This window comes from Pseudomonas sp. B20 (assembly GCF_020515755.1).
GTDB classification, from domain to species: domain Bacteria; phylum Pseudomonadota; class Gammaproteobacteria; order Pseudomonadales; family Pseudomonadaceae; genus Aquipseudomonas; species Aquipseudomonas syringae.
Genome location: NZ_JAHPJG010000028.1, coordinates 44,922 through 62,480 on the forward strand (window position 1 = coordinate 44,922; position 17,559 = coordinate 62,480).

The window sequence follows — 17,559 nt, forward strand, 5'->3', positions numbered from 1 at the left end:
AGGGAAGCCGTTTACAATTGATACACCTTTTTCAGCAACCTGAGCAGGTCCTGACGTTCCTTTTGATCCAGCGCTGCGGTGGATTCGAGGTCGCTGTCCACGGCGATCTGTTTCAGTTCGCGCAGCAATGTTTCACCGCTTTTGCTGAGAAAGATGCCGTACGAGCGTTTGTCCGGCTTGCAACGCACCCGGACGGCCAGCGCGCGTTCTTCGAGCTTGTTCAGTAACGGGACGACCTGAGGCGGTTCGATCGCCAGCGCCTTGGCCAGGTCTGCCTGCATGAGACCCGGGTTCTGTTCGATGATCGCCAGTGCCGAGAACTGCGCCGGGCGCAGGTCGTGTGCGGAAAGACGTCCGATCAGGTTCTGGAACAGCTTGAGCTGTGCGCGGCGCATGGCATAACCGATCAGATCATCCAGCGCAGAATCCGTTGGCAAACGTGCCTCGGCAGCCTGTACGGGGGCCTGGCAAACGTCGGCGATGTCAGATGGCTTGGCCATTGAAAATGCGGTCCTTGTGGTTTGATGGGTCAATCAGCCGATCAGTTTGCCGAGGTTGGCGAACGATAGCTATGGGGTTAAGTGACTGTGACCCGCCTGTTCGGACGGAGTGCCGAGATTTTGATTAATATTAATAACAGTTAATTGACATAACTATATTTGCGGTTTAGCTTTGAGTCATCTTCAAGCCCAGAACAAGAGAGCATCGCCATGAGCAAATATGAAGGCCGCTGGTCAACCATCAAGGTCGAGATCGAGCAAGGTATTGCGTGGGTCATCCTCAATCGGCCGGAAAAACGCAACGCCATGAGCCCGACCCTGAACCGCGAAATGATCGATGTGCTGGAAACCCTTGAGCAGGATCCCGATGCGGGCGTTCTGGTGTTGACCGGTGCGGGTGAGGCGTGGACCGCTGGCATGGACCTCAAGGAGTACTTCCGCGAGGTGGATGCCGGACCGGAAATTCTTCAGGAAAAAATCCGTCGCGAAGCCTCCCAGTGGCAGTGGAAGATGTTGCGCATGTACGCCAAGCCGACCATCGCGATGGTCAACGGCTGGTGCTTCGGTGGCGGTTTCAGCCCGCTGGTGGCCTGTGATCTGGCGATCTGCGCCGATGAAGCGACTTTCGGGCTGTCGGAAATCAACTGGGGCATTCCGCCCGGCAACCTGGTGAGCAAGGCCATGGCCGACACCGTGGGCCACCGTCAGTCGCTGTACTACATCATGACCGGCAAAACCTTCAACGGTCAGAAGGCCGCTGAAATGGGCCTCGTCAATGAAAGCGTACCGCTGGCGCAACTGCGTCAGGTGACCATCGATCTGGCCAACAATCTGCTGGAAAAAAATCCGGTGGTACTGCGCGCCGCCAAGCACGGCTTCAAACGCTGCCGCGAACTGACCTGGGAGCAGAACGAAGATTACCTGTACGCCAAGCTCGACCAGTCACGTCTGCTGGACAAGGAAGGCGGGCGCGAGCAGGGCATGAAGCAGTTCCTCGATGACAAGAGCATCAAGCCTGGTCTGGAAGCTTACAAACGCTAGTCGGGTATCCAGAAGTTTTAAAACCGAGTCTGTAGTTCCTGATAAAGATAATAAAGAGGAATCACCATGCTGGACGTGCCCCTGCTGATCGGCGGCCAGTCGTGCCCCGCGAGTGACGGACGTACATTTGAACGCTGCAACCCGGTGACTGGCGAGGTGGTTTCGCGGGTGGCCGCGGCGACTCTGGAAGATGCCGATGCGGCGGTCGCAGCCGCTCAGGCTGCGTTCCCCGGCTGGGCGGCGATGGTGCCCGGCGAGCGTCGGGCGCGTCTGCTCGAAGCTGCCGCGCAGTTGCAGGCCCGCAGCGCTGAATTCATTGCCGCTGCCGGCGAAACCGGAGCAATGGCCAACTGGTACGGCTTCAACGTACAGCTGGCCGCCAACATGCTGCGCGAAGCGGCATCCATGACGACGCAGATTACCGGCGATGTCATCCCCTCCAATGTTCCCGGCAATTTTGCCATGGCGCTGCGCCAGCCCTGCGGTGTGGTCCTGGGTATCGCGCCGTGGAATGCGCCGGTGATTCTTGCCACGCGTGCTATCGCCATGCCACTCGCCTGTGGGAATACCGTGGTGCTCAAGGCTTCGGAGCTCAGCCCAGCCGTGCATCGGCTGCTCGGCCAGGTGCTGCAGGATGCCGGGCTGGGTGACGGTGTGGTGAACGTGATCAGCAACGCGCCGGCCGATGCGCCGGCGATTGTCGAGCGCCTGATTGCCAACCCGGCAGTGCGACGGGTCAATTTCACCGGTTCCACTCATGTAGGCCGCATCGTCGGTGAGCTGTCGGCGCGGCATCTGAAACCGGCACTGCTGGAATTGGGTGGCAAGGCACCGTTTCTGGTGCTCGACGACGCCGATCTCGACGCAGCAGTGGAGGCCGCAGCCTTTGGCGCCTACTTCAATCAGGGCCAGATCTGCATGTCCACCGAACGACTGATCGTGGACCACAAGATCGCCGACGCCTTCGTTGCCAAGCTGACGGCCAAGATCAAAACCTTGCGCGCCGGTAATCCGGATGACAGTGAATCGGTTCTCGGGTCGCTGGTCGACGTGGGTGCCGGGACGCGCATCAAGGGCTTGATCGACGACGCGGTGGCGCTTGGCGCAACGCTGGTAACTGGCGGGCAACTGCAAGGCAGCATTCTGCAACCGACGCTGCTCGATGGTGTGACAGATGCCATGCGCCTGTACCGCGAAGAGTCCTTCGGCCCGGTGGCCGTGGTGCTGCGCGGCGACGGTGACGAGGCGCTGTTGCGGCTGGCCAACGATTCGGAGTTCGGTCTCTCGGCGGCGATTTTCAGTCGTGATACCAGCCGGGCCCTGGCGCTTGCGCAGCGGGTCGAGTCCGGGATCTGCCATATCAACGGACCCACCGTGCACGACGAGGCACAAATGCCCTTCGGCGGGGTGAAGTCCAGTGGCTATGGCAGTTTCGGCGGCAAGGCTTCGATCGAGCACTTTACCCAGTTGCGCTGGGTGACGTTGCAAAACGGGGCACGGCACTATCCGATATGAGGCATCCGATCTGAACCCTCCGATCTGAACCCTTCCAGGCCGGCGGCAACGGTCTTTTGCACAAGACCGTGTCGCCGGTGAGTCAGGCACAACAATAACAAGGCTGCAGCCTGGTGCTGCAACGCTTGGCCCGAACCGCTGCATGGCGTTTGGCGCCTGCGTACCTTGATGGAGAGAACGCACGTGAGTTCCGATATCAGATCGTCAACGCTGCAGAGTGAAGATAATCAACCGCGCTACCGCCAGGTCTCCATCGGCCACCCGCCCATCGAGGTGCGGGAAGAGCAGGGCGTTCTGCACATGCGTTCCCTGGAGCCCCTGGCACGATTGCCCGACCGGCTGCTTGACCGACTGGTGCACTGGGCGCAGTTGCGTCCGCAACAGACCTTCATTGCCGCCCGCGACAGCCGTGGCGGCTGGCGCAAGGTCAGTTATGCCGAGATGCTGACTGATGTGCGCGCTATCGCACAGAGCCTGCTGGCGTACGACCTTTCCGCCGATCGACCGCTGGCGTTGCTGTCAGGTAACGACATCGAGCATTTGCAGCTCGCTCTGGGCGCCATGTACGCCGGCATTCCCTACTGCCCGGTATCACCGGCGTATTCGGTCATGTCTCAGGATTTCGCCAAGTTACGCCACGTCTGCGACGTATTGCGGCCAGGATTGGTATTTGTCAGCGATGCCGCGCCGTTTCAGCGTGCCATCGATGCGATCATTCCTACGGACACGCCCGTCATCACTGTACGCGGACAGCTCAATGGCAGGCCTCAGCTGAGCTTCTCCAGCCTGCTCGAAGAGCCAGGTGGCAGCGAGGCCGAGGCCGCTTTCCTGGCCAGCGGCCCCAACACCATCGCCAAGTTTCTGTTCACCTCGGGCTCGACCAAACTGCCCAAGGCGGTGGTGACTACCCAGCGCATGCTGTGTGCCAATCAACAGATGCTGTTGCAGACGTTCCCGGTGTTCGGCGAAGAACCGCCCGTGCTGGTCGACTGGCTGCCCTGGAATCACACCTTCGGCGGCAGTCACAACATCGGTATCGTACTGTACAACGGCGGCACGTTCTATCTGGACAACGGCAAGCCCACCGCTCAAGGCTTCGCCGAGACCCTGCGCAACCTCAAGGAAATTTCGCCTACCGCTTACCTGACCGTGCCCAAGGGCTGGGAGGAGCTGGTCAGCGCACTGGAGCAGGACGCCGAGCTGCGCGAGCGATTCTTTTCACGCATCAAGCTGTTCTTCTTCGCCGCTGCCGGCCTGTCGCAAAGCATCTGGGATCGTCTTGACCGGGTGGCCGAGCAGCATTGCGGCGAGCGGATTCGCATGATGGCCGGGCTGGGCATGACCGAGGCTGCGCCGTCCTGCACCTTTACTACCGGGCCCCTGTCGATGGCCGGGTACATCGGCCTGCCCGCACCGGGATGCGAAGTGTGTCTGGTGCCGGTGGATGGCAAGCTCGAAGGGCGGTTTCGTGGTCCGCACATCATGCCGGGCTACTGGCGCTCGCCGCAGCAGACGGCCGAAGTGTTCGACGAGAACGGCTTCTATTGCTCCGGCGATGCAATCAAGCTTGCCGATCCTGCGGCACCCGAACTGGGCCTGATGTTCGACGGGCGTCTGGCCGAGGATTTCAAGCTGTCGTCGGGCGTGTTCGTCAGCGTCGGACCGATGCGCAACCGCGCGGTGCTGGAAGGCTCGCCGTATGTGCAGGATGTGGTCATCACTGCGCCTGACCGCGAATGCCTCGGGGCGCTGGTGTTTCCCAGGGTGCACGAGTGTCGGCAACTGGCCGCGCTGGATGCACAGGCCACGGATGCACAGGTACTGGCCAGTGCGCCGGTACGCGAATGGTTCGCCGACTGGCTGGCGCGCCTGAATCAGGGCGCGAACGGCAACGCCAGCCGGCTGGAGTGGATCGTGCTGCTTGATCAGCCCGCTTCCATTGATCGTGGCGAAATCACCGACAAGGGGTCGATCAACCAGCGCGCTGTTCTGCAGTGGCGCGCAGACAAGGTCGAAGCGCTGTACCGTGATCAGGACCCGGACAAGCTCAGTGCAGCGCCTAAGGCATGAGTGGCGGCGGGCAGTATTCGGCATTCAGTGACGTGGCCATCTTCGATGCCGTGCGCACGCCCTGGGTGGATCTGGGCGGCGCTCTGGCGGCTGTCTCGCCCATCGACCTGGGTATCAAGGTCGGCCGCGAGGTGTTGGCACGGGCCGCCATCGAGCCGGATCAGGTCGACAGCGTACTGGCCGGTTCGATGGCGCAGGCCAGTTTCGATGCGTACCTGCTGCCCCGGCATATCGGCCTGTACAGCGGCGTCGCGCAAAGCGTTCCGGCACTGGGTGTGCAGCGCATCTGCGCCACCGGTTTCGAATTGTTGCGCCAGGCCGCCTTGCATGTGGGCGAAGGCGGGCAGATGGCGCTGTGCGTCGCCGCCGAGTCCATGTCGCGCAACCCGATCGCGGCCTATACCCACCGCAATGGCTTCTCGCTCGGTGCCGCCGTGCAGTTCAAGGATTTTCTCTGGGAAGCGCTATATGACCCTGCACCGGCGATGGACATGATCGCCACGGCAGACCACATCGCCAAACGGCATGGGTTGAGCCGTGAAGCAGTGGACCGCTATGCCTTGCTCAGCCATGAGCGGGCGCTGCAGTCGCAGGTTTCCGGCAAATGGACCGAGGAAATTGTCCCGGTCAGCAGCGAGCGCTTTGCGCTGGAAGGCTATCAGCCGCGTGGCATCGAGTTGCCGCGAGGGGTTGAAGTGGTCGCGCAGGACAGCCATCCGCGTGCGACCCATCTGGCAGCGCTGTCGCGTCTGCGCGCCATTCACGCGAACGGGGTGCAGACCGCAGGCAATAGCTGTGCGGTGGTCGATGGCGCGGCGGCGGCCCTGGTGGGGCGTGCTTCACAATCGACGAGACCGGTGTTGGCGCATCTGCTGGCCAGCGCGGTGACGGGTGTCGCGCCAGAGTTCATGGGCATTGGCCCCGCACCTGCGATCCGCTTGCTGTTACAGCGCAGCGGGCTGGCACTGAGCGATATCGGTCGACTGGAAATCAATGAAGCGCAGGCCGCTCAGGTTCTGGCGGTGGCACAAACGCTGGAGCTTGACCACGAGCGGCTCAACTGCCTGGGTGGATCACTGGGCCTGGGTCATCCATTGGCCGCCACCGGTCTGCGCCTGGTCATGACCCTGGCCCGGCAATTGCGCGATACGGGCCTGCGCTACGGTATCGCTGCAGCCTGCGTCGGCGGCGGGCAGGGCATGGCGCTGCTGATCGAGAATCCCCGCTATGCGTCCAGCCGTGTCTAGCCAGGAAAATACCCGCAAATGCGACATTTTCCTGCTTTAAACGCTACGCCTCACGCAGGTCATCCTTTAGCGCTTGACCGAATCGTGGCGAACGGTGAATCTCGCACCTCTCGACCCCAGGGAACCCCGTCTATGCGTGCCCTCGCTGAGCTTTCTTTCGATTTCGTCTGGCATTTGATGTTCACGGATGACAAGCAGCTCGACCAGGATCTGGCGGTGCGCTCGCTGGAAAATCTTTCCGATTGCTTTTCGTCGATGTCCGACGAGGAGAAGCGGGCGTTCATTGCGGTGGCTCATGAACGCAAGGCGCGCCTTTTCGCTGTGCCCGATGCCGACGGCTACTCGCCGATACGCCTGGCCACCGAAGAGCAGGCGCAGTTTCTCGATCATGTGGTGTCCGGGCAGTTCTTCCAGCATTTCGAAGAGCCTTTGGCAGCGGATGCAAGCGAGCGCGTGGTGCCGATTCGCCGCTGAGCGGACCTGCGCCGCCCGGTTATTGCTCGACGGCTTCCGGCAGCCTGGCGATGACCTTGATCTCGAAATCGAAGCCATACAGCCAGGTTACACCGACGCCGGTCAGGGTCGGGTGCGGCGCGTCGCCCCAGAACTCTGGAATCACTTTCCATATCCGCTCGAACCTTGCCTCGGGATCGACAATGAACACCGTCACGTCGACCACATCGTCGAACGTGCAACCGGCGGCCAGCAGGATGGCATTCAGGTTGTTGAACGCCAGGCGCACCTGCTTTTCCAGATCCGGCTCGGGTGAGCCGTCTTCGCGACTGCCGACTTGTCCGGACACGAACAGAAAACCATTGGAGCGTAGGGCGGGCGAATAGCGATTGCGCTCGTAAAGCGCCTGGCGGCCAGCCGGAAAAACGACGTCACGTTGGGTCATGGGTGTCTCCATCAACACTTGGGTAAGAAAGCTGAAATCAGCGTTGAAGCCACAGTAGGGTCTTGCGTCAGCGCGATAAACCAGCAACCGTACTCAGCACTGTTTGGGAAACCCAAACAATCGATAGGCTGATGAGGCAAGACAGGCGGGGGCGAGGATGGATCGTTTCGACGCAATGCAAGCGTTTGCCCGCGTGGTGGAAACCGGCAGTTTCACCAAGGCTGCGGCTACGCTGCACATGAGCAAGACCAGCGTGACGCAACTGGTGCAGCAACTGGAGGCCCGTTTGCGGGTCAAGCTGCTCAATCGCACCACGCGGAGGGTCAATGTGACTGCCGACGGTGCGGTGTTTTACGAGCGCGTGGTCAGGCTGCTGGCCGACATGGATGACGCCGAGACCAGTCTGTCCAGTGCAGCGTCGCTGCCCAGAGGACGATTGCGCGTGGACGTGCCCAGCCCGCTGGCCAGCATGCTGCTGATGCCCGCCTTGCCAGGCTTTCATGCGCGTTATCCGGACATTCAGATCGATATGGGCGTCAGCGACCGTATGGTCGATCTGATTGGCGAGAACGTCGACTGCGTGGTGCGCGGTGGCGAAATAGCCGATCAGTCGCTGATGGCGCGGCGGGTGGGCGACCTGCAACTGGGCGTTTACGCCGCGCCGGAGTATCTGCAGCGTATGGGCACGCCTGTTCATCCGCAAGAACTCGAAGACTCGGCCCATCGCATCGTCGGCTATCTGTGGGCGCGCACCGGCAAGGCGCTGCCCTATGCCATGCACCGCGACGGAGAAAAGGTCCATGTACAGGGGCGCTATACGCTGGCGGTGGATGATGGCAATGCCTACGTTGCCGCTGGGTTGGCCGGAATGGGCATTCTCTGGCTACCGGACTACATGGCCAGGCCGTATCGGGAGCGCGGAGCCCTTGTCCCGTTGTTCGAAGACTGGCAGCTGGACAGCATGCCGATGTACGTGGCCTTCCCGCCGAACCGGCACATCAGCATCAAGGTCCGCGTGTTTATCGGCTGGATCACCGAGCTGATGGCCGAGCATGCGCCTGTCGCTCGGCCACCGGCACGCCATCAGCAATAGCGTACGGGTAGTTCAACGCCGTGCCGACAGCTGCTGCGGGGCCAGAAATGCGTCATGAAAATAGTTGCGGAAGGCCTGCATGGCCGGGCTCAATTCACGTTCGCGGTGCCAGGCCAGGCCGACGCTCATGGGCGTTACCGTGTCGGTGACGGTGATCGTTTCGATACGCTTGCCTTCCAGCGACCAGGGACGATGCACCAGATCGGAAAGGATCGCCACGCCGCTGCCGTTGGCGACCATGCTGCGTACGGCTTCCACCGAGCTGGTGCGGATTCTGACGTTGGGCTGTTGCCCGGCCAGTTCCCAGTAGCGCATGGCGCTTTGTTCGGCTTCGTCGACGGTCAACAGGATATAGGGCTCCTGCGCGACATCGGCGAGGCTGACAGAAGCGCGTTGGCACAGTGGGTGATGGCTGGACAGCCACAGGCGGCGCTCGGAGTTGAACAACGTTTCCGAGATGATATCCGGGTGAGTGATGTTTGCCGTCAGCACCACCGCCATGTCGAAGCGACCTTGCAGCAGGCCTTGTTCGATGGCTTGTCGTTCCTGCTCATGCACCTCGATGGCGACGTCCGGGTGCCAGTGTTCCAGGCGCTGTAAGTGATGCGGCAGGAAGTAGCCGATGACCGTGTAGCTGGCGGCCAGGCGCAATACGCCGCTGGCGCGGATATCGGGCAGCGGGCTGTTCAGCGCATCATCGACGCTGCGCAGGATGACGTAAGCCCTGTTGAGAAAGTGGCGGCCTGCTTCAGTCAGGCTCATGCCCTGCGCCGAGCGCTGAAACAGCAGGGTGCCGAGCATGCCCTCCAGTTCCTTGATCGCCGTGGTGACCGCCGATTGGGAAATGTTCAGGTGAATGGCCGCCTGCGATATCTGCCCGATCTCGGCAGTTGCCACGAAATAACGGACCTGGCGCAGGGTCAGGGACATAAGCACTCCAGACAGAGGTTCTACCGGGCGGGGTATCTGTTTTTCAGAAGATAGCGTATCTGTTAATAGATCTACCCAAGGGGTGCGACTGAATTTAACGTGGTTTGCATGAAGCCGGATAGCCCCTTGTCCGGCCAGCCACAGGAGCAACAGCCATGCAGGTGGATTTCAACTCGGACATGGGTGAAAGCTTTGGCGCGTGGACCATTGGTGACGGCGTCGATACTGAATTGATGACCTATATCAGCTCCGCCAATGTTGCGACCGGTTTTCATGCGGGTGACCCTGGCACCATGCGCCGCACGATCGAGCAGGCAAAACGCCTGGGCGTTGCCATCGGCGCACACCCGGGGTTCCGCGATCTGGTCGGCTTTGGTCGCCGGCATATCAACTCGACGCCCCAGGAGCTGGTCGACGACATGCTCTACCAACTGGGCGCCCTGCGCGAGCTGGCGCGGGTTCAGGGCGTGGCCTTGCAGCATTTCAAACCCCATGGTGCCTTGTACATGCACCTGGCCAGAGACGAAGCCGCAGCCCGCCTGCTGGTGGAAAACCTGCAGCGCCTGGAGCCTGATTTGCTGCTTTACTGCATGCCCGGTTCGGTTATCTGCAAGATCGCCGAGGAGCTGGGCCAGCCGGTGATCCGCGAGTTCTACGCTGATCGCGCTTACGACCTCAGCGGCTCCATCGTCTTCACCCGTCACGTACGCGCCCTGGACCCGACCGAAGTCGCAGCCCGCGTGGTGCGCGCGTGCCTGCAAGGTCTGGTGCGTACTGTCGAGGGTGAGGACCTGAGCATCGAATTCGATTCGATCTGCCTGCACAGCGACACGCCGGGCGCGCTTGACCTCGCAGAAGCGACACGCCTGGCGCTCGACGCTGCGGGCATCAAGGTGCGTGCACCGCGTTGAATAAAAGGCATCGTGTGCACAGACGCACGAGCCGTGTTACTGATTTTTGCCTGCCGTTCTACAACGATTTCAAGAAAGGAACAGACATGGCTGATCCGATTCGCTACAGCTTTGGCGCTGATGAACATCTGTTCGCCGAGGTCAGTGACAGTATGTCGCTGGAAGCATTTTTCAAGGGGCTGGCGGTGACCCGTGCGGTCGAGCGTCTGGCGCTGGACGGTGTGCTGGACGTGTGCCTGGCCAACGCGTCATTCCAGATTCGTTTTGACCCGGACCGTATCGCACCGCACGTCTTACTCGAAGCGGTAAGGGCGGCCGAGGCCGGTGCGGTCGCCGAACGTACCTTGCAGACCCGGATTATCGAAATCCCGGTGCTGTACAACGATCCATGGACCCACGAAACCCTGATGCGTTTTCGTGATCGTCATCAGGACCCTGGTTCCACCGACCTGGAATACGCTGCGCGCATCAATAACCTGGCGGATGTCGATGCTTTCATCGCCGCGCACAGCGGAGCACCGTGGTTCGTTTCGATGGTCGGTTTTGTCGCCGGTCTGCCGTTCATGTTCCAGATGGTGGAGCGCGAGCGTCAGCTGCAAGTGCCCAAATACCTGCGTCCGCGCACCGATACGCCCAAGCACACACTCGGCCACGGCGGCTGCTTCGGCTGCATCTATTCGGTACGCGGAGCGGGCGGTTATCAGATGTTTGGCGTCACTCCTGCGCCGATCTATGACCCGCAGCAGAAGCTGGCCTACCTGAAAGAGCACATGGTGTTCTTCCGGCCGGGCGATATCGTCCAGTTCAAACCGCTTGACCGGCAAGCCTATGACGAGGCTGTCGCAGAGGTGGAAGCGGGGCGCTTCGACCTGCTCATCCGCCCGGTCGAGTTTTCACTGGATGCCTTTCTGGCCGATCCGGTGGGCTATCCCAAGTCGTTGCAGGAGGTGCTGGCATGATCAAGGTGCTCAAACCCGGTCTGGCCACCTCGGTTCAGGACCTCGGTCGCGAGGGCTATTATCACCTGGGCATTCCGCCCTCCGGTGCGCTCGACCAGTACGCCCTCAGCGCCGCCAATCAGCTGGTCGGCAACCCACCCGGCGCTGCGGCGCTGGAATGCACACTGCTGGGGCCGGAACTGGAGTTCCAGTGCGACACGTTGGCTGCGGTCTGCGGCGCGCACATGGCGGCGCGTCTCGACGGCGTGGAAATGCACCACGACACCGCCTTTGCGGTGAAGGCCGGGCAAGTGCTGCGTTTCGACTTCCCCAAGGACGGTGCGCGTACCTATCTGGCCGTCGCCGGCGGTATTGATGTACCGCTGGTACTGGGCAGCCGTTCGACGTACACGCTGGGTGCGCTTGGCGGTTTTCAGGGTCGCCGACTGGCCGCTGATGACCAGCTGCCGATAGGCACACCCAGCGGCAAGGGACGCGCCGGGGCCAGTCTGCCGATGGCCTTGCGCCAATCGCTGGGCGGGGAAGTGTATCTGCGGGTCGTGCCGGGCCTGTATTACGAGCGCCTGACCGAATTTGCCGCCACCAGTTTTTTCTCCGAACCCTGGAACGTAGGGTCCGAAGCCGACCGCATCGGTTATCGCTTCAAAGGGGGCAGGGCGCTGACCTTCCAGCCCAGGGAGCAGCCCTTCGGCGCCGGTTCCGATCCGTCCAATATCGTCGACAGCTGCTACCCGATCGGCTCGATTCAGGTGCCTGCCGGGCTGGAACCGATTGTGTTGCATCGTGATGCCGTGTCGGGCGGGGGCTATGCGATGATCGGCACGGTGATCAGCGCCGACCTGGACCTGATCGGTCAGATGCAACCCAATCAGACCGCCCGATTCGTGGCCGTAACGCTGGAGGAAGCGCTGGTGGCGCGCAAGTCCTACAAGAAGAAGCTGGCCTGCCTGAGCAAACTGTTTCCTTCCTGAGACGGTCAGTCGGTCTGCCCGGACTCCAGTTGTGCCCGCATCTTCGCGCGGCACACCTCGAGTATTTCGTCCGCCAGCGGCGAGTCATTCGGGCAGCTGCGTGACAGCAGCAACGCCCCCAGCGCATGGGCAAAGCGGTCGATGGTGTTTGCCCGCGCCTGTTTCCATTCTTCGTCGCCGGGTGCTGCCTGGTCGGGAGCAAGCGCTGCAAGCAGGCTTTCGATGCCGTCGGCGAAGGTCGCTTTGACCTCGTCCGACTGGCGCGCTGCATCGCCGCTCAGCGCGGCCATCGGGCAGCCCGTGCCGAGGTTGTCACGGTGCTCTCGGGACAGGTAGTAATCGATGAACTGCGCTGGATCGATGCCGGTCGAGTTCGCCACCGTCTGCGAGAAGGCGCAGGCCGCCGACTCGGCCATCAAGTCGGATTTGGAACCGAAATGCTTGTAGAACCCGCCGTGGGTAAAGCCTGCGGCAGCCATCAGATCGGCCACCCCGACACCGTCATAGCCATGCTCGCGAAACTGGACGGACGCCGTCTCGACGATGTGTGCCCGGTTGGCCTGGGCCTGCGCCTTGGTGACTCTCATGCATCTTGCCTCTTTGCCTGTCTGGTGGTGGCCATCTGGGCCTGGAAGAGGGTGAATATAGCATTGATGCTGACCGTCATCAAAACCGCCGATCGTCAGGATGCTGACTGCAGGAGAGGTTGGCAAGCAACACGGATCTTCGCCCTCGCGTTGAAAGTGTTAGCGTATTCCTCGCGTTTTTCTTTGTAACAAGAAAGCTCAGACTAGTCGTCAACCTGTTTATGGCACACAAAGCCCCCAATGCTGATGGGCAGTTGGCCCCTCAGGAGAGAGCACTATGCATCGAACGAAAATTTCCGCCGCAATTGCCATGATTTCCGCCGCCACACTCGCCACTTCGCTGGCCTACGGCGCGACCGCCATTCCATTGCCTGCCAGTGCGCCTGCTGACAAACCGATTGGCAAGCTCGAGCAGGTTCATGCCTTTTATGACGCGATGCCGACCGGGGTGACGGTGACTGAAACCGGGCGGATCTTCGTCAATTTCCCGCGTTGGGGTGACAAGGTGCCGTTTACCGTGGGCGAGATTCGTGACGGCAAAGTGGTTGCCTACCCTGATCTGGCGGTCAACAAGGAGAACCCCAAAGACCCCGGCGACGGGCTGATCAGCGTGCAGAGCGTGGTCGCCGACGGCAAGGGGCGTGTCTGGCTTCTGGACACGGCCGCACCGGGCTTTGCGTCTCCGCGTCGAGGCGGCGCCAAACTGGTTGCGGTGGACCTGGCCAGCAACCGAATCGTCAAGCGCCTGGTGTTTCCGGATAACGTCATATTGCCCGGCACCTATGTCAACGACATGCGCTTTGACTTTCGCAAGGGATCGGAGGGGACGGTCTATGTAACGGACTCATCCTTGAGCGGGCCGGGTGCGATCATTGTCATGGACATCGCCAGCGGTCACGCTGTGCGGCGCTTGAACGGGGCGCAGTCAACATCTGTCGATCCGGCTTTCGTTCCCGTTGTCGAAGGTGTTGCTGTGCTGGGCGATGGCCCGAACGGAACGCGCAAACCGGTCGGCGTCGCCTCGGACGGCATTGCGTTGTCGGCAGACGGCAAGACACTGTATTTCTCGCCGTTGTCCAGCCGTCATCTGTACGCCGTGGCCACCGAGTTGTTGAACGACAGCAAGGTCAGTGAGCAGCAGTTGGCAGCGGCGGTGCAGGACCTTGGTGAAAAAGGTGCTTCGGATGGCCTGGAAGCCGATGCCAAAGGCGCGGTATACGCAGGCGACTACGAGCATAATTCGATTCGCAAACGCCTGCCGGATGGTACCTGGCAAACAGTGGCACACGATCCGCGCATGCTGTGGCCTGACACCCTGTCGATCGGCCCGGATGGCTACCTGTACTTCATCGTCAACCAATTGCACCGCCAGGCCAACTTCAACGCCGGCCACGACAAGCGCGAAAAACCCTACAGCCTGCTGCGTTTGAAAATAGACGCTGCGCCCGCACCTACCCACTGATCGAGTCGAATACCGGAGCATCGAAAATGAACACACCTGCAAAGCCATTGGCCTTGATGGCAGTCCTGAAAGCCAGTGCCGGCAAAGAGTCGGCCCTGAAACACGCATTATCGGCACTTGTTGAGCCGACCCGGGCGGAGCCAGGCAATATCGAGTACACATTGTTCGAAGCGCGCGATGAGCGCGGCACGTTCTACATGCGTGAATGCTTCAAGGATCAGGCAGCACTGGACGCCCATGTCGCCACGCCGCACTACCAACAGTTCGCGGCGGTCAGCGGCGAGTTGCTGGCAGAGCCGCCGCAGCTGATATTTCTCGATCAGGTATCGAGCTGAGTGTCCGAAAGGACCCGGTCAGTCCGGGCCCTATTGAGCGCCGCCGATATCTCAGAAAATATTGATCGGGTAACTGACGATCACCCGATGCTCATCGGAATCACGCTGGCTGGCGAACTCGGTGCGCAGTTGCGCGTGGCGCAGCGCGACGCTGAGGTTTTTTGCCGGACCGGACTGCACCACGTAACTCAGGGTGACGTTGCGTTCCCATTCCTTCTTGTCGCCGTCGGACGTCTGGATGTTCGAGCCGCTTTCATACATTGCCAGGAAGTTCAGGCCGGGGACGCCCAGTCTGGCGAAGTCATAGCCGTAGCGAACCTGCCAGGTACGTTCTCCGGCGCGCTGGAATTTACCGATCATTGACTCGGTCATGAAGTAGGCAGTCGAGCCGTCACCCTGATTCAGCCAGACCGCGTCGCTGTCGCCGGTCACGGCCTGGTAACCCGCGGCGAACGTATGGCCATTGATCAGGTAGGTGAACTGGGCGCTGGAAAGGCGGCTGTCGACTTCACCCTTGGTGACGCCGTTGCCGTAATAGCCAACCGTGTAGAACGCCGGGTCGTGACCGTTGGCGCCGTCCGAGCGGTTGTCGAAATGGCGCAGGTCGGTGCGCAGGGTGCCTGGACCCAGTTGCATGTCGTATTTCAGGCCCAGAAAGTTCTGCTTGTAGAAGTTTTCCAGGTTGCCGTAGTAGTACTGCAAGGTCAGGTCTTTGGTCGGTTTGTAATCGACGCCTGCGTAGTAGAACTTGTTGACGAACTCGCCGGTCAGCGGGTTGTTTGCACCCGGAATGGACATGCCCATCTGATTGGTCGAACCACGGCCCATGACATGTTCCAGCTGGCCTGCGGTGAAGGTGAAGTCCTTCAGGTCGCCAGACTGAATCTGCCCGCCACGAAAAGTCTGTTGCAACATGCGGTCGGTGGACATCACCACCGGCAGCATGGGCACCAGCGTGCCGTATTTCAGTTCGGTCCTGGAGACGCGTGCCTTAAGCGTTGCCCCCAGGCTGCTGAATTCGTCGACCGCACGACCGTCGCTGTCTGTGGGGAAGATATTGCCATTGAACGCCGTGCTTTGCGGGTTGTAGTGACGGCCTTTGCCCGAGTCCAGACGAATGCCCAACTGGCCGAGTGCATCGACACCGAAGCCCACCGTGCCTGGCGTATAGCCCGACTGGTAGTTGAGCATGAAGCCCTGGCCCCACTCCTGCGTGTAGTTCGGGTCGGCAGCGCCGCTGCGATTGTCTGCGTTACTGAAGAAGTTGCGCGCAAGAATACTGGCCTTGCTGTCCTCCAGAAAACCTTCGGCGTAGCTCTGCTGAGCGATCAGCAGACCACAAAAGCCCGCAACGAAAGGGGTGGCGCGATTGATACGCTCCATCGGGATCATCCTCATGCTGTAATTAAGTGTTTTTTGAGAGGCAGAGTCAGGCGGCAGTCAGGTTTCTTGTTGTTTTTCAGGCGCAGGTGTTGCACATGAATCCGTTACAGGCGTTGCTGCACGGGGTACCTGGTGAAGGGTGACGCGAGGCAGACGATGCAGAACCAGCAGCGCGAGCACGCCCAGCCCGGCGCATGTCAGCAGCCCCGTGCCCACCGCCTGGGCGAGGGCGGTGCGGGCTATCAGCAGCGCCGCATCGACATTGGCAGGCGTGTGCTGCAGCAGAACCTGAGGGTCGGCCAGGTGCGGTAAGGCCGACGCCTGACCTGCGGCGTTCAGCGCACTTTGCAGGTTGGCGACATACAACACCTTGACCAGCACGCCCATGGCCGCCGTACCCAGCAAACCGCCGACCAGCCGCAAGGACTGCGTCAGTGCCGTGGCAATGCCGAGAAATTGCCGTTCGGCGAGCGTCTGGGTGAACACGGTCAGGTTGAGCAGAATGAAACCCAGCCCCAGCCCCGCCAGCAGAATGAGCCCCAGCAAGGTGCTGAACCCGGCATGCAGCCCGACCAGTGCCAGGGCAATGCAGGCGACTGACAAGGCCGCGAACCCGGCGACCGGCAGCCGGTTGGGGTTGGCCATGCGTGTGACGATCCGGCTGTTGACGATGGCGCCCAGCGTAATGCTCAGCGCCAGCGGGGTAAGCAGTAACCCGGCGTCTTTTGGCGAGTAGCCGTAGCTGCCCTGCAAGAGCAGCGGCAGGTAAAAAAGAAGGGTGAACATGATGGCGCCGGCCAGCAGAGACATGATGAACAGCAGGCGGATGCTGCGGTTGGCGAACAGTCCGGCGGGCAGCAAGGCGAAGGCACAGCGGCGCTCCTGGAACCAGAGGCCGGCCATGGCCGCGAGGGTCACGGCGCCACAGGTCAGGCTGACGGACAGGGAGCGCTGGCCCAGCCATTCGACGAACAATTGCAGGCTGCCCAGCGTCAGTACGATCAATAAAGCCCCGAGCCAGTCGAGCCGGATCGCACCGGCAGAATGGGGTCGATGCCCTTGCGGGCGATACCACGGCAGAAAGCGCCAGGCAAAAAACAAGGCAACCACGCCCAGGGGCAGGTTCAACCAAAAAACCGAACGCCAGCCAAACTCGCCGGACAGATAACCGCCCAACCCCGGGCCGATGGCATTGACCACGCTGAACATGGCGCTCAGCAACACCTGCCAGCGCAACCGCTGGCGAGTGTCAGGAAACAGCTCGGGCACACAGGCAAAGGCGGTACCGATCAACATGCCGCCGCCTACGCCTTGCAAGGCTCGCCCGATCACCAGCACCAACATGCTGTCTGCCAGTGCGCAGAGCAGCGAGGCCAGCGTAAAGATGATTGTTGCGGCCAGCACGAACGGTTTGCGCCCGTAAAAATCGCCCAGCCGGCCAAAGATCGGGATGGTCACGATAGAGGCCAGCAGGTAGCCGGTGGCGACCCAGGCGTACAACTCGAAACCGTTGAGCTCGGCGACGATGCTGGGCAGTGCGTTGCCGATGACCGTCTGATCCAGCGCGGAAAGGCCCAGTACCAGTGATATGCCGAGCATGGCCAACAAGGCCTGTTTGAAGGTCAGGGCTGGATGGCTCGGCGTCGTCATGTCGAGG

The 17,559-nt window shown here is 61.4% G+C and carries 17 protein-coding genes; 11 read left to right on the forward strand and 6 right to left on the reverse strand.

All coding sequences use genetic code 11. The annotated features are described in order from the left end of the window. Positions 1–11: 11 nt before the first annotated feature. Positions 12–500 carry a MarR family winged helix-turn-helix transcriptional regulator gene (locus LIX91_RS23185; RefSeq protein ID WP_226489246.1) on the reverse strand — a complete coding sequence of 163 codons (489 nt, stop codon included), beginning with the start codon at positions 498–500 and terminating at the stop codon, positions 12–14. A 210-nt stretch (positions 501–710) separates the two neighbouring features. Here LIX91_RS23185 and LIX91_RS23190 point away from each other — a divergent pair, with 210 nt between their 5' ends. The 5 genes from LIX91_RS23190 (at position 711) to LIX91_RS23210 (ending at position 6,847) form a co-directional block, all read left to right on the forward strand. Further along, the gene (locus LIX91_RS23190) at positions 711–1,541 is read left to right on the forward strand and encodes a p-hydroxycinnamoyl CoA hydratase/lyase (RefSeq protein ID WP_003401024.1); all 831 of its coding nucleotides are present in this window, start codon (positions 711–713) and stop codon (positions 1,539–1,541) included. Between the two features lie 66 nt (positions 1,542–1,607). Then, on the forward strand, positions 1,608–3,056 hold the full coding sequence (locus LIX91_RS23195; RefSeq protein WP_226489247.1) for an aldehyde dehydrogenase: 1,449 nt from the start codon (positions 1,608–1,610) through the stop codon (positions 3,054–3,056). Between the two features lie 183 nt (positions 3,057–3,239). Beyond that, on the forward strand, positions 3,240–5,126 hold the full coding sequence (locus tag LIX91_RS23200; RefSeq protein WP_180301176.1) for a feruloyl-CoA synthase: 1,887 nt from the start codon (positions 3,240–3,242) through the stop codon (positions 5,124–5,126). Next, positions 5,123–6,373, forward strand: a complete 1,251-nt coding sequence (locus LIX91_RS23205) for a thiolase family protein (protein WP_226489248.1) — start codon at positions 5,123–5,125, stop codon at positions 6,371–6,373. Before LIX91_RS23200 ends, LIX91_RS23205 begins: the two co-directional genes overlap by 4 nt. Positions 6,374–6,505: 132 nt before the next feature. Continuing rightward, positions 6,506–6,847 (forward strand): hypothetical protein, encoded by a 342-nt coding sequence (locus tag LIX91_RS23210; protein WP_226489249.1) that lies wholly within the window; start codon positions 6,506–6,508, stop codon positions 6,845–6,847. 19 nt (positions 6,848–6,866) lie between these two features. On the opposite strand, the gene LIX91_RS23215 is transcribed toward LIX91_RS23210, so the two are convergent. After that, complete coding sequence (locus tag LIX91_RS23215; protein ID WP_003394156.1) at positions 6,867–7,271, reverse strand: RidA family protein; 405 nt, start codon at positions 7,269–7,271, stop codon at positions 6,867–6,869. Positions 7,272–7,428: 157 nt separating this feature from the next. Between LIX91_RS23215 and LIX91_RS23220 the strand changes: the two genes are divergently transcribed. Continuing rightward, positions 7,429–8,364 carry a LysR family transcriptional regulator gene (locus LIX91_RS23220; protein ID WP_046237454.1) on the forward strand — a complete coding sequence of 312 codons (936 nt, stop codon included), beginning with the start codon at positions 7,429–7,431 and terminating at the stop codon, positions 8,362–8,364. Positions 8,365–8,376: 12 nt separating this feature from the next. Here the strand turns inward: LIX91_RS23220 and LIX91_RS23225 are convergent, their stop codons facing one another. Continuing rightward, on the reverse strand, positions 8,377–9,294 hold the full coding sequence (locus tag LIX91_RS23225) for a LysR family transcriptional regulator (RefSeq protein ID WP_003410683.1): 918 nt from the start codon (positions 9,292–9,294) through the stop codon (positions 8,377–8,379). A 155-nt stretch (positions 9,295–9,449) separates the two neighbouring features. Between LIX91_RS23225 and LIX91_RS23230 the strand changes: the two genes are divergently transcribed. From LIX91_RS23230 to LIX91_RS23240, 3 genes are all read left to right on the forward strand, one after another. Further along, positions 9,450–10,205 carry a 5-oxoprolinase subunit PxpA gene (locus LIX91_RS23230; protein ID WP_003416851.1) on the forward strand — a complete coding sequence of 252 codons (756 nt, stop codon included), beginning with the start codon at positions 9,450–9,452 and terminating at the stop codon, positions 10,203–10,205. 86 nt (positions 10,206–10,291) lie between these two features. Further along, a complete protein-coding gene (locus LIX91_RS23235) occupies positions 10,292–11,164 on the forward strand; it encodes a 5-oxoprolinase subunit B family protein (RefSeq protein WP_003344902.1) in 873 nt (290 codons plus the stop codon). Continuing rightward, positions 11,161–12,135 carry a biotin-dependent carboxyltransferase family protein gene (locus LIX91_RS23240; protein WP_226489250.1) on the forward strand — a complete coding sequence of 325 codons (975 nt, stop codon included), beginning with the start codon at positions 11,161–11,163 and terminating at the stop codon, positions 12,133–12,135. The genes LIX91_RS23235 and LIX91_RS23240 overlap by 4 nt, the downstream gene beginning before the upstream one ends. 5 nt (positions 12,136–12,140) lie before the next feature. Here LIX91_RS23240 and LIX91_RS23245 read toward each other — a convergent pair whose 3' ends face one another. Then, the gene (locus LIX91_RS23245) at positions 12,141–12,722 is read right to left on the reverse strand and encodes a TetR/AcrR family transcriptional regulator (protein ID WP_100071793.1); all 582 of its coding nucleotides are present in this window, start codon (positions 12,720–12,722) and stop codon (positions 12,141–12,143) included. A 277-nt stretch (positions 12,723–12,999) separates the two neighbouring features. On the opposite strand from LIX91_RS23245, the gene LIX91_RS23250 reads away from it, so the two are divergent. Beyond that, positions 13,000–14,184 (forward strand): L-dopachrome tautomerase-related protein, encoded by a 1,185-nt coding sequence (locus tag LIX91_RS23250; protein ID WP_122232531.1) that lies wholly within the window; start codon positions 13,000–13,002, stop codon positions 14,182–14,184. 26 nt (positions 14,185–14,210) lie between these two features. Further along, on the forward strand, positions 14,211–14,519 hold the full coding sequence (locus tag LIX91_RS23255) for a putative quinol monooxygenase (protein ID WP_046237452.1): 309 nt from the start codon (positions 14,211–14,213) through the stop codon (positions 14,517–14,519). A 51-nt stretch (positions 14,520–14,570) separates the two neighbouring features. Here the strand turns inward: LIX91_RS23255 and LIX91_RS23260 are convergent, their stop codons facing one another. Continuing rightward, positions 14,571–15,902, reverse strand: a complete 1,332-nt coding sequence (locus LIX91_RS23260) for an OprD family porin (RefSeq protein ID WP_003410668.1) — start codon at positions 15,900–15,902, stop codon at positions 14,571–14,573. A gap of 57 nt (positions 15,903–15,959) precedes the next feature. Next, positions 15,960–17,552, reverse strand: coding sequence for an MFS transporter (locus tag LIX91_RS23265; protein ID WP_003416839.1), 1,593 nt, complete (start codon positions 17,550–17,552; stop codon positions 15,960–15,962). Positions 17,553–17,559: the final 7 nt, after the last annotated feature.